General features: G+C 65.3%; 11 protein-coding genes. 6 read left to right on the forward strand and 5 right to left on the reverse strand.

Translation table 11 applies throughout. From position 1 onward, the window contains the following. Window positions 1-4: 4 nt before the first annotated feature. Window positions 5-1,396 (forward strand): condensation domain-containing protein, encoded by a 1,392-nt coding sequence (locus ACFYOW_RS02080; RefSeq protein ID WP_387283652.1) that lies wholly within the window; start codon window positions 5-7, stop codon window positions 1,394-1,396. Here the strand turns inward: ACFYOW_RS02080 and ACFYOW_RS02085 are convergent. After that, window positions 1,389-2,072: a hypothetical protein gene (locus ACFYOW_RS02085; RefSeq protein WP_387283654.1), complete on the reverse strand. Its 684-nt coding sequence runs from the start codon at window positions 2,070-2,072 to the stop codon at window positions 1,389-1,391. The two genes, ACFYOW_RS02080 and ACFYOW_RS02085, sit on opposite strands and share 8 nt — an antisense overlap. A gap of 144 nt (window positions 2,073-2,216) precedes the next feature. Continuing rightward, complete coding sequence (locus ACFYOW_RS02090) at window positions 2,217-3,281, reverse strand: alpha/beta hydrolase (protein ID WP_387283656.1); 1,065 nt, start codon at window positions 3,279-3,281, stop codon at window positions 2,217-2,219. Between the two features lie 412 nt (window positions 3,282-3,693). On the opposite strand from ACFYOW_RS02090, the gene ACFYOW_RS02095 reads away from it, so the two are divergent. After that, complete coding sequence (locus ACFYOW_RS02095; protein WP_387283657.1) at window positions 3,694-4,812, forward strand: TetR/AcrR family transcriptional regulator; 1,119 nt, start codon at window positions 3,694-3,696, stop codon at window positions 4,810-4,812. Here the strand turns inward: ACFYOW_RS02095 and ACFYOW_RS02100 are convergent. Next, the gene (locus ACFYOW_RS02100) at window positions 4,789-5,913 is read right to left on the reverse strand and encodes a TetR/AcrR family transcriptional regulator (RefSeq protein ID WP_387283658.1); all 1,125 of its coding nucleotides are present in this window, start codon (window positions 5,911-5,913) and stop codon (window positions 4,789-4,791) included. The genes ACFYOW_RS02095 and ACFYOW_RS02100 overlap by 24 nt on opposite strands. 116 nt (window positions 5,914-6,029) lie before the next feature. On the opposite strand from ACFYOW_RS02100, the gene ACFYOW_RS02105 reads away from it, so the two are divergent. The 4 genes from ACFYOW_RS02105 (at window position 6,030) to ACFYOW_RS02120 (ending at window position 11,878) form a co-directional block, all read left to right on the forward strand. Further along, window positions 6,030-7,040 (forward strand): polyprenyl synthetase family protein, encoded by a 1,011-nt coding sequence (locus ACFYOW_RS02105; RefSeq protein WP_387283660.1) that lies wholly within the window; start codon window positions 6,030-6,032, stop codon window positions 7,038-7,040. Next, window positions 7,037-8,416 carry a cytochrome P450 gene (locus tag ACFYOW_RS02110; protein WP_387283661.1) on the forward strand — a complete coding sequence of 460 codons (1,380 nt, stop codon included), beginning with the start codon at window positions 7,037-7,039 and terminating at the stop codon, window positions 8,414-8,416. Before ACFYOW_RS02105 ends, ACFYOW_RS02110 begins: the two co-directional genes overlap by 4 nt. Window positions 8,417-8,418: 2 nt before the next feature. Then, a complete protein-coding gene (locus ACFYOW_RS02115; RefSeq protein WP_387283662.1) occupies window positions 8,419-9,327 on the forward strand; it encodes a UbiA family prenyltransferase in 909 nt (302 codons plus the stop codon). 457 nt (window positions 9,328-9,784) lie between these two features. Beyond that, a complete protein-coding gene (locus ACFYOW_RS02120; RefSeq protein ID WP_387285975.1) occupies window positions 9,785-11,878 on the forward strand; it encodes an AMP-binding protein in 2,094 nt (697 codons plus the stop codon). A 2-nt stretch (window positions 11,879-11,880) separates the two neighbouring features. On the opposite strand, the gene ACFYOW_RS02125 is transcribed toward ACFYOW_RS02120, so the two are convergent. Together ACFYOW_RS02125 and ACFYOW_RS02130 are read right to left on the reverse strand one after the other, a co-directional pair. Continuing rightward, a complete protein-coding gene (locus ACFYOW_RS02125) occupies window positions 11,881-13,302 on the reverse strand; it encodes an MFS transporter (protein ID WP_387283664.1) in 1,422 nt (473 codons plus the stop codon). A 156-nt stretch (window positions 13,303-13,458) separates the two neighbouring features. Beyond that, entirely contained in the window at window positions 13,459-14,742 is a 1,284-nt protein-coding gene (locus tag ACFYOW_RS02130) for a hypothetical protein (protein WP_387283666.1), read from the reverse strand. Window positions 14,743-15,543: the final 801 nt, after the last annotated feature.

A 15,543-nucleotide genomic window follows, 5' to 3' on the forward strand; every position in this document is an offset into this window, starting at 1 on the left:
CGCTGTGGTCGATTTCGGGCTCATCGACGAATGGAACCCGGCCCCCGGTCGGCTGGTCACCTGGGTTGCCGCACCGGAATCGGTGGCGCGGGCCGCGCAGGCGCCCGTCCATCCCGCGCCGCCGTCACATCAGCAGGAGCAGTATCTGCGCCTGGCCGATCGGCACGCCGCCGCCGACTTCCGCTACTCCGGATTGTGTCTGGTCACGGCCGAAATACCGATGGGTGATCTCGACCGGGATGCGATGACGCGCGTCATCAACGCATTCCTCCTGCGCCACGACACCTTTCGGACCTGGTTCGCCATCGATTCCGATGGGACGGTGCGGCGACGCCTGGTCGCACCGGATGTAGTCGACTTCGTACCGATCGACTACGGCCGCCTCGATGACGCCGAAGCCATCCGCGAACATGTGCAGAAGACCACACCCGGTCCGTTCCAATGGGATTGCTTCACCTTCGGCGTCATCGAACACGGTGAGTCCACCACGGTCTACCTGGCCGTCGACCATCTGCACACCGACGGGCTCGGACAATACCTGTCCTGTTTCGACCTGGCCCACCTCTACGCCCAGCAGGTCTGGTCGGCCGTCGAGGACTTGCCTCCGGCCGCAAGCTATCTCGACTACTGCGTCGTGGAACGCCAATACACCGCCGCGATGACCCTCGCTTCGCACGGCGTTCGAAAATGGCTCGAGCTGATCCGCGGCAATGACGGCGAATTGCCGTCCTTCCCTTTGGGTCTCGGTAAGCGAACCGATGGCTACAACCGCAGTGTCCATCGCAGTATCACTTTGATGGACGAGCACGACGCACGGCGGTTCGAGAAGATCTGCCGCCAGAACGATGCCGAATTCGTCGGTGGCGTCTTCGCTGCGGCGGCATTGGCCGAACGCGAACTCGTCGACAGCGACTATTACTTCGGCATGACACCGATCAGCACCCGCACCTCCCCGGCGGAACGCGCCTCGGTCGGCTGGTATGTATCCCTCGTTCCGGTGGCATTCCCGATCGGCACCACCACCTTCGCCCGCGCCGTGACCATTGCGCAGCGGGCCTATGAAAACGGTATTCGGTTGGCACCCACGTCATTTCACCGTGTGCTGGAGTTATTACCCGCCGATACCGATATCAAGGCGCGCCCCGGCTGGTCGACTCCGATGATCTCGTATGTGGACGCGCGCGACTTCGTCGGGCACGAATTCTTCGGCGAGGTGCGCGCGGGCGTGTACGCCAATCGCGCTGCGTCCGAAGAGGTTCTGGTGTGGATCAACCGGCTGCCGACGGGGACGTCGTTGAGCGTCATCTATCCCGATACCCCGGTGGCGCACGAATCGGTGGCTCGCTACGTGTCCGCGATGCACGCGGTATTCGCGTCGGTCGTCGGTACTACGTGACCAACTCCATCAGCCCGCGTGGATCGGATGGCATCGCCTCGGTCGGGAAGCTGAACCGCACCAGCCGATGTGGCGGGGCCGCGTCGAAGTGTGCGATGGATGACGGTATGAGGCCTCCGATCACCTTGTCCAAGAAGCTGTTCACATGTGCGAAGCCGGGCCGCAGGTGAACGGGCCAGCTGCTCAGACGTCCGGCGGGCACATCGACGGTCGTCTGCTTCGCCACCCGCGCCGCCAGCGGCCAATGCACCGAGAAAGCCAGCCACAAATCCAGGGATTCCACCACGCCCTCGGTGAAATCCAGTCCGCGTAGCAGCGTCAGACCGCCGATGAGCGGCATGATATTCGACGGGAACGGCGCTATGCCGCTGCCGAATTGCAGGTGCGTGGTGTCGACGAAATGCGCCTCCTCGCGCGAGACCACCGTATTGCCGGAGCGCGTTTCGGCGCGATAGTCTGCCGCGTGCAGCCAGCCGCCGACTCGTCGGAAGCGCTGTTCGATCCGGATCGTCGGATCCCCGTCACCCGGGCGCATTTCGACGGTCGAGCGATAGCCGTCGTCCTCGTGCGCCACCTCACTGGTCACCTCGAATCGGTGCGGCTGATCCGCCATACCGACGGTGTACACGGATTTCTCGCCATCGGGAATCCCGGGATCACGAAAAGCGGTGCGCACAAGTCCTCCTGTCGGCGACGATATGGAGGGTATTCAAATCGATTGCGACAGTTACTGATTATCGAAATCGATATCCCTGCGACTGTTCACAAAATATCCTGACCGCGGACAGTGGTCCGCACACATCCCCCACCGCCGCGCTATTCAATGCCTCAGCGCCGCACTGAGTACCGGCCACGAATTGTGCAGGTCCTCCTGCCAATACCCCCAGGAATGCGTGCCGGCGGGCCGGAAGTCGACGGTGGCCGGAATATCCAACTCCCGGAGTCGTTCGCGCAGTTGCTCGGTGCAGACCGCGGTAATGGCATCCAGCGCGCCACCAATGAGCAGTTGGTCCAGGAGTTTCACCGGATTCGCATTGATACCTGGTCCGTCCAGGGTGTCGAGCGGTCCCGGTTGCCCGGTGCCGGTGGATACGTAGACGGTCGTACCACGCAGTTCGTCTGCATGTAGATAGGGATCGTTGGCGGCCCATGCAGGATCGGTGGGCGGTCCCCACATATTGAGCGGATTGCCGCGACGAGCGGTCACAATGGCATTCACCATCGCCTGTCCCGCCAGGTCACTGGTGCGCACGCAACCACTGTAGGAACCGATGGCCCGGTAGAGGCCGGGTGCGGCGATGGCGAGTCGGAATACCGCCGAACTCGCCATCGAAAGCCCCGCAATGGCATTCGCACCGGTACCGCGAAATGCCGAGTCGACGATCGACGGTAGTTCTCCGGTGAGAAAGGTAGTCCAGCGCTGTCTTCCGATCACCGGATCGTCCACCTGCCAATCGGCGAAGAAGGTGCCACCGCCGCCGACCGGCATCACCACGGTGACCTGCTTATCGGCGAAGAATCGCTCGACGTCGGTCTTGGTGAGCCAATTGCTGCCCTCGCTCCAGACCCCGGTATCGGTGCCGCCGTCGACACCATTGAGCAGGTACATGACCGGTGCGGGTTTCGAATTGTCCAGCGCAGGAAGGACTTCGATGGGAATGGTCCGCCCCATCGCCTCGGAATACACGGTCAGATCGAGTACTCGCCCCGGACCTTGCGCCGCGGCGAGCATTCGTGACCCATTGGGCGCCTGCCGCGCGGCCGCCAAGGCACGCACCGAAATCGGCGCGTCCGAATCCGATGCGGAATCCGCGAGCGCGGTGCCGCCCGAACATGCGAGGACGGCGGCCGTACACAGCGCGGCCAAACGCGGGCCACCGCACACCTCGCACCTCCGATCAGCAAGCAGCACTGTTCGGCCCGAAGGTAAGCCGGGATCACGCTGCGCGGAACCGCTCGGCCAGAATTTGGGTGATCTCGTCAGCCGCCGCCGAAGCACCTGGTATCCACCACAAATGCGGCGCGGACCGGAATCGACTCGGCGGGCACCCTGTGCCCGGTGCCGTCTGACCATCCCCTCCGCGGTCAGACGGCGGCAACTGACGCGCGAGGACATCGGCAGTCGAGATGTTGTTACCATTTGGATGATAGACGCATCCGAATGTGCATGACAACGCCGAACAGGGCACGATCGCCGCGCCACCAGCTACATCTCGGCCATTCGTAGCGCCGCGCGCGAGTATCGAACCGGTACGCTGCGCGGTGCCGCAGGAAGCAAGGGAACAGCGAAGGGACCGATGGTTCGTCTGACGAGGGCACAGCAGCAGGACGCCACCCGCAGAAAGGTGTTGGCCGCGGCCAAGTCCGAGTTCGCGCAGCGCGGATTCCGCGGCGCGACGGTCGACGGCATCGCCGAGCGCGCGGATATGACGCGGGGTGCGGTCTACTCCAATTTTCCGGGCAAGCGGGCGCTATATCTCGCGGTGCTCGCACACGAAGCCGAACAGGCTCCCGCGCCCCCAGGCGGCGCGAAGGCCAGCACACCGGCCGCTGCGCTCGGCGCGTTCGCCAGCACCTGGCTCGAACAGCTGCCGCAGTCGAGCCAGTATGAATACGGCGAGGACGAGCAGTTCACCTCCCCCGCGCTCAGCGTCGATTTCGTACCCGAAGTCCTGATGAGCGAACAGATCCGGCGACCGTTCGCACAGCTGCTCGCGCTCGACGCGCTGCTGCTCGCCGTATCGCTGCGGGCTATCAGCCAGCCGACGTCCGCGCCGCTGGAAAGTTTCATCGCCAGCGCCGAATCCGTGCTGACGATCCTGTACGGGACGACCCAGCTGTCCTACGTCGCGCCCGAATTCACCGATCCGGCACGGGCCATCGCGCTGTGCGAACAGGTCGCATTACTCGGCGGCGTGAAAACGCCGAGCCCGCCGTCCCCGACCGACGCCCGCGTCACTCGGGTCGACGAGCCTTGGGAACCGCCGAGTTGCATCGATCGCGTACGCGCCGACTCGGCCCGGCTCGACGGCGACGGCCTGATCGCCGTCGTCGGCATGCACCGGATAGCCACCATCGAAGCGGCGCTGTCGATCTGGCCCGAGCACACCGATATCACGCTGGCGCTGGTGAGCGATCGTCCCGCGGAACTCGCACCGTTGGCGCGGCTGGCGATCGCGGATATCTGCCGGTCATTGCGCCATGCGTTTCCGACCGCGGCGCTACCTCGGCTACAGGTGGTCGTCGATGATGCCGGAACACTAGCGGCCGCATGCGGATTCGACCGGGTCGACGACAATTCCGAGTTCGCGGTCCTCGTCGAGAACGGCCGCATCACGACGCGGGCCGAGGGGCGGGGCGCGGGCAAGGCCGCCGCAACCGAATACGCGAGTTCATCGGCTCCGGACCGAGCGTAGGTCTTCCAGGGTGCCGAGCGTTTTCGCCAGCGCCTGACAGGCACCCGCGCCCGTCGCCCGCGCCACCACCCGTTCGCCGTCGACGAAGACCGCGCTCTCGGTGTCGTCATCGACGGTATCGACCCCGCACGCCCGTGCGAGTTTGCCGGATTCGTCGAGAACCACCTGCATACCGGGAACCGCGGGGCACGGAAATGCGGCGCGCAGCGACCGGCTGATGTCGCTGACCGCCAGTCGAGCCAGCTGTGCCACCTCCGTCCCGTCGGCGGTGGCCATCGCGATCGTGGTGCGACCTCCGCTGGGCTGGTCACGCAGGATATCCGCGACGGCGCCGAGCTTGTTCATCCCGAGTACGGCAACCACGTTCGCGCCCGAGAGATCCGCAGCCACCGTGTGGACCAGGTCGCGGCACGGTGGTGGCGTCCACGGTTCGTCGACGCCGGTCACCGCGACGGTGTCCGCCATAGCCCGGGTGGTGTCGTCGATCCGATGGTGCACCATCTGCTCGCATGCGGCGATTACTTTTGCTCGGTCCACGAATTCCGGTGCGACGAAAGATAATTGGGTCGCGCCGTAGAGCAGGGTGATCACCGATTCGGCGATGCCGAGCCAACGGCCGGGCAGCACGGACTCACCACCGCCGTCCAGGCCCGCCAGCGCCAGGCCGAGGAGGATGGCGTCCAGTTTGATCAGCTGCACGAACGAGCCGCGCAGACATTCGTCGACGACGAGTTCGGGAATGAGGTCGTGCGCCAGCATCGGTGAGTGCAGCTGCGAGACCCCGGACACCGGATTTGCCGAACCGGGGAGCCGGTCGACCCAGGTCCGGGCGAATCGGCCGACGGCCGCTACCGGGGTGCGCGCCGGGCGACCATCCAGCAGTTCCGGCGCCGCCTCGGCCTCCGCGGCCAGCACCGCCAGGTACAACGCCCGCTTACCAGCGAAGTTGGAGTACACCGCGCCGCGCGTGAGATCCGCGCGCTCGGCGATGTCATCCACCGTCGCGCCCCGAAAACCGCGTTCGGCGAATTCCGCCTTGGCCGCCGCTAGGACCCGGTCGCGATTGCGTTGCTGCAATGCGGCTCTGCTCTGACGACTCATCGGTTCTCCACCAACCGTTCTGTTCGTTTACAGATGCGCATACCATCCAAATGTTGATATCATCTCAATGCTACGTGCGACTGAGTACGAGCGAGGCGGGCATCGAAGGACGGGTAGTGGGCATCACCAGGTACGAATCCGGGTCGCGAACCGCGGCCACGGTGCTCGACGAGGCCAGGCGTCTGGTCGAGCCCGCATACCGCTCCTCCCTGGACCGCATTGCCCCACCGATCCGGATGATCGTCGGCTACCACGCCGGCTGGCTGGACGCCACGGGAAGGCCCAGCAAACAGGTCGGCAAATCGATACGTCCGGCGCTGGTACTCGCTTCCGCCAAAGCCGTAGCGTCCGCGGAGCCACCGCAGGGCGTCACCGAGGCCGTCGCGGTCGAGCTCGTGCACGATTTCTCATTACTCCACGACGACCTGACCGACGGCGACGAGCAGCGACGCAACCGCCGATCGGCCTGGTCGGTCTATGGCGAACGCGGCGCCCAGCTGGCCGGAGATGCGCTACTGGCCATGGCGATCAACGAGATGGTCGGCCGCCCCGGCATCACGCTGCTGTCGAAAGCCCTCGACGCGCTATGCAACGAAAAATCCGCGGATATCGAGGCCGAACAACGCGAGACCGTCGACGAATCCCTCGCCATGATCGAGTCGAAGACCGCGGCGCTGTTGTCCTGCGCCTGCGAGATGGGCGCGATCGCCGGTGGCGCCGACCAGGAACAAGCCAGAGCGCTGGCCGAATTCGGACACCATCTCGGCATCGCATTCCAATTGATCGATGACATGCTCGGCATCTGGGGCAATCCGAGCGTTACCGGTAAGCCGGTGTACCCCGACCTCGCCAACCGGAAGAAATCCCCGCCGATCGCGCGCGCACTGGATTCGACCGGACCCACCGCGGATGCGCTGCGCGAGTTGTATCGAGATGTCGGCCGAGATACCGAAACGCTGCACCGGATCGCCTGCCTGATCGAACTCACCGGAGCGCGCGAGTGGGCGGAACGGGAAGCCCGCCGGGAGCTCGATGCCGCGTTGGACTGCCTCGCCGGCATATCCGCCGACGGTGCCACCGAGGATCTTCGACTACTCGCCGCGATGATGACGAGCAGGCCCGCATGAAGAACCCGATCGAGTCGATCCCGCTAGCTCCGAACACGGTCCCGATTCTCGGCCACGGCATCCGTTTTCTCACCGACCCGATCGGATTTCTATCCTCACTTCCCACGCACGGCCGCCTCAGCCGAGTCCAATTGGGCCCGCTGCCGGTAGTGGTGGTTTGCGATCCCGAGTTGGCCCGGGTGGTACTCCTCGACGACCGCACCTTCGATCGCGGCGGACCACTCTACGATCGCTCCCGCGAAGTCGCGGGCGATGGCATCGGAACCTGCCCGCACAGCAGGCACCGCCGACAGCGCCGCCTGAGCCAACCCGCCTTCCAACCGGGACGTATGCCCGGATACTCCGAGGCCATGGTCGACTCGATCGGAGAGGTGATCGGTTCCTGGCAGGACGGACAGCAAATCCAGCTCGGCGCGGAAATGTCGAAACTCACTGTCCGGGTGGCGGTTCGGACAATGTTCTCCTCGTCGTTTCCAGAGACCTCGGTGCAGCAGGTCGCCGACGATTTCGCGACCATTGCCGGGAGCATATTCCGGCGGATGGTGCTGCCACCGGCCGTCAATCGACTGCCCACACCGGCCAACCGGCGCTATTACCAGGCGCGAAACCGGCTGCGGGCGGTGGCCGCCGAACTCATCGACCAGCGGCGGGCCGATAATCGCGACCACGGTGATCTGCTGTCCTCCCTCATGCGTGCCCGCGATCCGGACTCCACCGGCGCGCAGGTCGCGATGAGCGACGAGGAACTGATCGACCAGGTCTTCACCTTTCTGTTCGCCGGTGCGGAAACCACCGCGAGCACATTGACCTGGGCGCTGTATCTGCTCGGACGAAATCCGGAGCTACGAAGGCAGGTTCAGCACGAGGTCGATACCGTGCTCAGCGATCGAACCGCTCGCTACCAGGACCTGGCGAATCTGCCGGTCGTCAATCGGGTGGTGACCGAAACGCTACGGTTGTATCCGGCCGGATGGTTGCTCACGAGGGTGGTTTCTGCGGACACCACCCTCGACGGCGTCCCGCTTCCGGCGGGTACGACCGTCGCGGTCAGTCCGCACGTCATTCATCGGCGCGATGAAAACTATGAGCGAGCAGGCGAATTCGTGCCCGATCGGTGGATCGGCGCGGAGCCGGACCGAACACTGTTCATATCCTTCGGCGCTGGTGCGCGACGCTGCATCGGCGACCAGTTCGGACTGGTCGAGGCCAGTTTGGCATTGGCGACGATCGCGGCACGCTGGCGCGTCGATCCGCTGTCGACTCGGCCCGTGCCCGTATCGCTCGCGCACCTGCCCGCACCGACGAAACTCGGTATGCGGGTGTGGCGTCGAGATCCGGTGGCCGTCAATGCATCCGCATCGGAGCCGGGTAGATAGATATGGCCGCACCCCCCGAATCGGCCGCGCGCCGCAGGGTCGGCGTGCTCACCAGCGGCCTACTGCGTGAGTTCCACATCTGCTGGTCGTTCAGCGCAGGCGACCTGACGGCAACCGTTGTACCCGCGACGACCTTCGCGGTCGCCGCATGGGCGAGCACCCATGCAGGTGTCGCTGCACTACCGCTGGTGTTGGCCGAATGTCTGGTCTATTTCTGGCTTTACATCTACACGTTCAACCTGTCCAACCAGCTGACCGGCATCGAGGAGGATCGCCACAACAAGCCGCACCGGCCGCTCGTCGTCGGACTCCTCACCCCGGACGGCGCCAAGTGGCGGCTGGTCTGGGTCACTGCCGCCTTCCTCGCACTGGGTGCGGTGCTGCAGGTCCTGGAATGGACGGTGCTCTGGATCGTGGCGTGGGTCTTGCACAATCACTTCGGCGGTGCCCGCGCACTGTGGGGTAAGAATGCCGCCATGGTCGCGGGCACGATCGCCCAACTCGCGGCCGCCTGGCAAATCGTGACTCCGCTGACCCCGGCGGCCTGGACCTGGATCGCGGCGATCGCCATACCCCTGGGTGTGTTGGTATCCCTGCAAGATCTGCGCGATATCGACGGTGATGTGGCGGTCGGAAGACGCACCGCCGTAGTGGTTTTCGGTGAGTCGGCCTGCCGCCGGTTCTTGGCGGCGGCATTCATGATCTATCCGGTTGCCATGCACTTCCTCGTCTATCGGGACGCACCGGCCCCCGCGGCACTGCTCGCAGTGGCCGCGGCGCTGCTGTCCTTCGTCATCGCCTACCGCGTGCTCCGGCGGCGCGACCGCCGTGCCGACCACACCACCTACCTGCTCTATACCTACTGGTACTGCCTGACTCTGGCCAGCGCGGTCCTCGCTTTCGCAACGTAATCCTCGGCAGGACGCGCCCACGCAGATCCGGGGAGGGATCGGATTACCCGAACCGGATGAGCGCGGCCTGCCCTCGAACACTGCTACGCCTGCGGCACCGACTGCGGCCTCGGTGTCGCACCTGCGAGTATTCGAGACACGGTGTAGGCGACGGTGCCCGGTGATCACCATGTGTTCCCAGCTTAGGTTTGCCTGAACATTCGGGCAATCCGATTGGAGCACAACATTATTGGGCCGCATATGCATTGTGATCGATCCCAGGGCGGGTGCGCGAGGCCCGGCGGGGTGGATTCCGCCGATTGTTGGGGTCATTCACATGGGTCCCGGCCGCCGGTTGGGCACGGACCCAACATCGCAGTGAATGGTGGGCAACACGGGTGCGGCCTCGCATACTTGCGTTTATAGGGGTTTCCCGCCGACCCGAGCTGTTCGAACCGGCCGACGAGAAGTGCATGAGTTGGTTACCGACATCATCGATGTGGGCGCGGAATTCGCGATCGCCCGGCGAGCGCTCTGGGATCTGCTGCTCGAACCTCAGACCTATCCACGGTTATTCGCCGGCATCGGCGGCTGCGAACGCGTGGAATCCCGTACCGACAACGGCATTCTGGAGGTGCGGGTCGGTACCCCGGAATCCGGAATCCGCAATCACCAGGTGCGGTTCCGGGTGTGTCGCTGGTATGAGAGCTTCGAATTGGAGTGCCTGGGCACCGGCAGTTTCGCCTCGGTACGCCTGCGCGGTGACGAGGAGCGCACCAAGATCGTCATCACGCTGTTCGCACCGGGCCGGATGCATCCGCTGCTGCCGGACCAGTCCAACGCCGCAGTGGTGGCGTGGGTCGACAGCGGATTGCGGCACGCGGTCGAGGTCATTCGCGGCGCGCACACCTCGGTCGCGGTCAATGCCGAGAATTCACCGCTGCGGCGGCAGGTGGGTGTGGCCAAGCAGATCATGAATACCGGGGTCGCGCGGCCCACCAACCCCGCGACCAGCATCAAACAGGTTCGCTCCCTGGCGAAATGGGGTTTCAATCTGGCGGGCGGATACGCGGCGGGAGCCGCGCATTCGCCGGATCGGATCGCTGTCATCGACGACTCCGGTACCCGCACCTTCGCGCAGATGCATGAGCGCACGAATGCGCTGGCCGGGGCCATGGCCACCCTGGGGCTCGCGTCCGGTGACGCGGTGGGGTTGTTGTCGCGCAACCATGCGGGCATGGTCGAAACCATGGTCGCCGCCGGGAAACTCGGGGTCGACGCCGCGCTGTTGAACGCGGGGCTGTCCGGGCGGCGCATCGAGGAAATCGTGCAGCGCCACCGGCTTTCGGCGCTGTTCGTCGACGGTGATCTGGAACAACTGGTCCGCTATCTGCATACCGATCTGCCGCGGTTCAATACCGACGGTCGCCCGCCGGTGCCGGGGCGCTCCACCATCGACGACCTGATCGCCATGGGGCAGTCCGAATTTCGCATCCCGGCGCAGCCCGGCAGGCTGATCGTGCTGACCTCGGGAACCAGCGGCACACCGAAGGGTGCGCGTCGCCCCCATCCGAAGGGTTTCGGCACCATCGCCGCCCTGCTGTCGCGGATTCCGTTGACAATGGACGCCGCGATGCTCATCCCTGCCCCACTGTTCCACACGTGGGGCCTGGCCGGACTCCAGCTCAGTACGGCACTGCGTGCAACAGTGGTGTTGCCGGAGCGGTTCGACGCGCAGGACTGTCTGCGCCTGGTCGCCGAACACCAGGTCGAGAGCATGATCGTGGTGCCGACGATGGTGAATCGCATCCTCGATCTGCCCACCGCCGTGCGTGCTCGCTACGACACATCCAGTCTGCGCACCGTGATCAGCTGCGGCGCACCGCTGGCCGGGGCGACCGTGCTTCGATTCATGGACACCTACGGCGAGATCCTCTACAACGTCTACGGTTCCACCGAGGTGTCCTGGGCCACCATCGCGACTCCCGACGATCTGCGCACCGCACCGACCACCGCGGGCCGACCGCCGCTCGGCACCAGAGTCGCGGTGCTCGGTCCGGATCAGCGTCCGGTTCCGATCGGCGTCACCGGGCATATTTTCGTCGGCAACCACATGCTCTTCGACGGCTATGTCAATTCCGCGCCACCCGCCGAGTCCGACGGCATGCTCGACACCGGTGACCTCGGCTATCTCGATGTCGCGGGTCGATTGTTCATTGCCGGCCGCGATGACGAGATGATCATCTCGGGCGGTGAGAATGTGTTCCCGCGTCCGGTCGAGGAGGCTCTGGCGCATCTGCCGCAGGTCAGTGAGGTCGCTGTGGTCGGCGTGCCGGATACCGAGTTCGGGCAGCGTCTGGCTGCCTTCGTGGTGAAACGCGAAGGCGCGGGGCTGGATTCGGATATGATCCGGTCCTACATTCGCAATCGGCTCAGCCGTTTCTCCGTACCGCGCGATGTCACCTTCCTCAATGCACTCCCCCGCGGCGAAACCGGAAAGATTCTCAAGCGGCTGCTCATCGGATCCGAGCCCGGCGAACCGTCTCCACTGGGCACCACCGGCACTGCCTGACCTTATGTCGGTTCCTGCGACGGTGCGGGCAACGCCAGAGTCGGCACCGCCATGGCGATGGCGATGACCGCGATGGCCGTCAGCATGACAATGCTGCCGTCCAGTGTGTGGGTGCGGAAGAACACGACGCTGAGCAGTGCGAGCCCGACCGCATTACCGATCTGCTCAATGGTGGGCAGTTGCCCGGATGCTTCGGCCATTTGGCGCTGCTCCAAGCCCGCCAGCATCAGCGGTTGCACTTGCACACCGAACAGGCCGACCCCGAATCCGGCGATGAAGACCGGGCCGAGCGCCAACGCGAGATTCACCTCGCCCGCGGTGAGCCGCAGATATGCCGCGCCGATCGCCACGCAGCAGCCATACATCGCAATGCCGAATGCGAGAGCTCTTACCCCCCAACGCTTTACCAGCCACATCGAGGCAAAGGCGCCGGTGCCCGCGCCGAGTGCGAATGGTGTCATCGCCACACCGGTACGCAGTGCGGACCAATGCAATTCTTCCTGCAGGGTGATCGATACGGTGAAGACGAATGCGGTGAACAGGCCGAAGAAACTCGCCACCAGCGCCGCACCGATCGCGAAGCCGCGATCGGCGAACAGATCCAGACGCACCAGTGGACTGCCGCCGCGCCGGACCAGCCGGCGCTCGTAGGCGAAGAACACCGCGCCCAGCGCGAAGGCCGCGGCGATAACGCCGAACGGCCATGGCCGCCAACCATTTTGCTGGATGTCCGCGAGAGCGGCGAGTAAGGCGAACAGGCTCACGGTGGACAATGCCACGCCGCCCAGGTCGACGCGATCGTGTTCCAGCGGCCTGCCGAGGTGCAGATATTTGAAGCCGAGAACGAAGGCGAGCACACCGATGGGCAGATTCATCAGGAATATCGAAGGCCAACCGAGTCCGCCGATATCGGCGGTGACCAGCACACCGCCGAGGATCGGTCCGAGCATGCCGGCGAATCCGGCGGTCGCACCGTAGAGCGCGAAGACCTGTTGATGTCGATTCGGCGGGAAGCTTGCGATGAGGATGGCAATGGTCTGTGCCGCCATCCCAGCACCCGCCACCCCCTGTCCAATCCTTGCGATTACCAATTCGGTTGCGCTGGAGGATATTCCGCACCACACCGAGGCGGCGGTGAATGCCGTGACCGACACCAGGAATACGGTGCGGCGGCCGAAGATTGCGCCGATGCGCGCCGCGGTCAGCAGGGTGCACGCGAAGGCCAGCGAATAGCCGGAAACAACCAGCACCTGCGCTGATTGCGCGGCCCGCAGGTCTGCGGTGAGATTCGGCAGTGCGGTGTTGACGATGGTCACGTCGATCATCTGCATGAATACCGCGATGAGGCAGCCGGTGAAGGCGAGCCAGGCGCCGAATTCACCGCCCGCCCGCTCGTCAGATCGTTGTGTTTCGATCTCCGTCACAGCTGATCCTCCCGAACGCGGGCAATCGAACGCAGTGACGGTAACGAACCAATCCGGTGGCTACCGAGGGTCTGCGACCAAGACTCCCTCAACACACAAGCCCACCGTCACCCATCTTGTGAACCAGCCCAAGTCGAGATTCACGCCTGGCCCTGATCACGCCGACAGGTCGGTCGACTCGGCTCTCGCCATCTTCACCAGCATGTCGTGCAACTCCTTCGCCAACTTCCCCGCCCGATCCCCGTGCAGCGCGACATCGGTGAACGCATCGAGCAGGGCGAGGCTCGGATCCAGCGGATTGTAGGTGAGATCCGCACTGCCACGTAGTGATTCGGTGATGAGTCGGCGCTGCGCCTCGTGCCGGGCCCGGAAGTCCCCCGCAACATCGAGCGCACAACCGAACTCACGCACGACCGCTGCGTACACCGGCCTCTCGGCGTTGCGCCGCCGCCGCAACCACCTACGCGGCTGCGCACTCCCGGCCGCCGGGACCAAGGTCGCCAAGGCACCCCCATCGAGCACCATCCAAATCGCCGACGCATCCGATTGCGGCAAGGCCGGAGACGGCCCATGCGCAGCGGGCGCACTATCGTCCGGGTCGGTAATCCGTATGCCGCGCAAGGCAATCGGATATCTGGTCAGCATGTCGTCCACTGCTGCCGTCACCTCCCCGACAACGTAGGTGTCGACATTCGGCCCATCGAACCCAACGATGTCCAGACCGTGCTGCGCCGCCAACTCGACAGCGGTCGTTGGTGTCGCAGAATCGACGGAATCTCCACGGGAGCGCGGCATCTCGATGTCAGGATAGGTCGGAAGTCGAACCGTCTCGGATTCCTGAACATAGACCGGAAGCGGTACCGTCTGCGGCTCCAGGTCTTCCGCGGGCGGCCACACCACCTCGGGCTCTCGCACGTAGACCGGCGGCGGTACCGACTCCGGTCGTTGCACATATACCGGCAGCGATGCCACGTAGGGCTGCTGAACGTCCCCCGGTACCGACACTCCCTCCGGAACCCGAACATCCGCCGGTAGCGCCCCTGCCAGGGGCTCGGCAACAACCGCTGATAGCGGCACCCCCTCGGGCGCCCCAGAATCCACCAGCGGGCGTGCCATCTTGGGGTCCGACATGTGGGCCGCGAGCGACAGAGCCTCAGGCTCCCGAACATCTGCCGGCAACGGCACCGCCCCGGGCACCTCGATTTCCACTGGGGCACGTCCCGGCTCGGGAACCGATACGTCGGCTGGTGGCGGCACTTCGTCCGCCCGAGTGGGGTCCACCAGGAGCGACCGAGCCTCGGGTTCGCGAACGCCCGCGGGTAGTGCCTCCGCCCCGGGCTCCGCGATATCCGCCGGTAACGCCGCAGCCTCAGGCTCGGCAACCTCCGCTGACAGCGGCACTGTCCCGAGCGCCTCGGTATCCGCCTGCGGTCTTCCCAACCCTGGTTCCTGAGCACGGACCGGCACAGGCGGATCATGGACGTCCCCAGGTAGCTCTGGAGTCCCCGGCTCCCGAGTGTCCGCCGGTAGCGGCACCACTGCGGGCCCGGCAGCATTCGCGGGCAAGGGCGCTCCCTCCGGCACCCCGAGATCCATCGGCGACAGCACTGCCTCGGGCGCCTCAGTATCCAGCGGCGAGCAGCGCACCGCCTCGGGATCCGAAACATCGACCGGCAGAGGTGGAGCCGGGTCCGTCCCGACCTCCATCGGCACGCGTTCCGTAATATCCACTGACAGCGGCAGAAGATCCGGCGGCCGACCATCCCCAGCCGACGAAACTGCCTCCGGCACTTGAACATCCGTAGACGGTCGAATCGCGTCCGGGTTTGCGGTCTCACCAAGCGGACCACTCGGTGCCGACACGGCTTCCGGCTCCCGAATATCTCCCGGTGACGCCATAGCCGCAGGCAGTGCAGCACCTGCCAGGAACGGCACAGCCGAAGGTGCCTCGATATCCTGCACCGGCGCGGGTACCGACTCGCGTTCCGAAACATCCACCAGTAACGACAGAGCCTCGGGTTCGCGAACGTCCGCTAGTAGTGCATCGGCCGCAGGCGTCGCAACATCCGTGGGTAGCGGCACTGCCTCCAACTCGCGATCATCTGCCGGTAGCGCCCGCGCGACATCAGCCGGCAACGGCGCCCGGTCTGGCGCCCCGACATCCACCGGCGGGTGGACCGTCTCGGGTTCCGATACATCATACGGCCGCGGACCTGCCTCCCGCTCCCGAACGTCGGCCAA

Source organism: Nocardia sp. NPDC006982 (genome assembly GCF_042869435.1).
In the GTDB taxonomy this organism is placed as follows: Bacteria; Actinomycetota; Actinomycetes; order Mycobacteriales; family Mycobacteriaceae; genus Nocardia.

Coding starts and splice junctions, on each gene's coding strand:
- ACFYOW_RS02095 (WP_387283657.1), top strand. CDS start 3,694: ATGGTTCGTCTGACGAGGGCACAGCAGCAGGACGCCACCCGCAGAAAG.
- ACFYOW_RS02100 (WP_387283658.1), bottom strand. CDS start 5,913: ATGAGTCGTCAGAGCAGAGCCGCATTGCAGCAACGCAATCGCGACCGG.
- ACFYOW_RS02110 (WP_387283661.1), top strand. CDS start 7,037: ATGAAGAACCCGATCGAGTCGATCCCGCTAGCTCCGAACACGGTCCCG.
- ACFYOW_RS02115 (WP_387283662.1), top strand. CDS start 8,419: ATGGCCGCACCCCCCGAATCGGCCGCGCGCCGCAGGGTCGGCGTGCTC.